A 1046-nucleotide genomic window follows, 5' to 3' on the forward strand; every position below is an offset into this window, starting at 1 on the left:
TTTACCCTGGCAGCAGCGATAGCTTAGTCATGGAAATGCCGGACTACGAATTGCCAACATTGCAAAACGTCGTGATCAAAACTTGGCAAAAGCTTAAGCGCTTCGTGCTAGGTGCAGGTAAAACCATCGTTGTGGTTGTTGCTATCCTAAGTTTCCTAAACTCGTTGGGTACAGATGGCAGCTTTGGTAATGAAGACAGTGAAAATTCTGTACTTTCTAAAGCGGCACAAGTGGTAACGCCAGTGTTTGCGCCAATTGGCATTCAAGAAGATAACTGGCCAGCAACGGTTGGTATTATTACCGGTATTTTCGCCAAAGAGGCGGTCGTTGGTACGCTAAACAGTTTGTACACGTCGCCAAGTGATGGTGAAGAAGCAGAGTTCGATCTGATGGGGAGCCTAAAAGATGCGGTAATGAGTATTCCTGAGAACCTTGCGGGCTTGAGTTACTCTGATCCATTAGGCATTGAAGTGGGTGATCTAACAGATTCAAATGCAGTTGCAGAAGAACAAGAAGTGGATGCGTCTATCTTCGGTAATATTAAGTCTCAGTTTGTTTCTGGTCATGCAGCGTTTGCTTACTTGATCTTCATCTTGTTGTACACACCATGTGTTGCTGCGATGGGGGCGTATGTTCGTGAATTTGGCCATAACTTCGCACGTTTTATTGCGGTATGGACGATGGGTTTAGCTTACCTATGTGCAACGTTCTACAATCAGTTGACGCATTTCTCTGAAAGCCCAATTACTAGTGGTGTCTGGATGGCAATTATTGTTGCAATCTTCATCGGAACTTATCACGTATTCAAACGTATTGGTAAAAAACAACATGGTGCGTTAGAGGCGCAAGTCGCATGATTTTAAATGAGCTTTATCAATATATTGCAGACAAAGGGACGGTCTCACAGTCTGAGCTGGCTAAGCAGTTTGGAATGAGTGAAGATGGTGCGGATGCAATGTTAAGCGTGTGGATCAAGAAGGGGAAAATTAGCCGCTTGGTTGATACCAATAAAGCTCGAGATGTGATGCGTGTGCGTTATGCCGTGA

At 44.5% G+C, this 1046-nt stretch carries 2 protein-coding genes; both read left to right on the forward strand.

What is annotated here, in order from left to right; all coding sequences use genetic code 11:
* On the forward strand, positions 1–857 hold an 857-nt coding region (locus R7P35_RS26215; protein ID WP_318093413.1), incomplete at its 5' end, for a nucleoside recognition domain-containing protein.
* A partial coding sequence (locus tag R7P35_RS26220; RefSeq protein WP_225492909.1) for a FeoC-like transcriptional regulator occupies positions 854–1046 on the forward strand: 193 nt, incomplete at its 3' end. The genes R7P35_RS26215 and R7P35_RS26220, both read left to right, overlap by 4 nt.

The sequence above is a fragment of the Vibrio sp. Vb0304 genome, assembly GCF_033338995.1.
GTDB classification, from domain to species: Bacteria; Pseudomonadota; Gammaproteobacteria; order Enterobacterales; family Vibrionaceae; genus Vibrio; species Vibrio alginolyticus.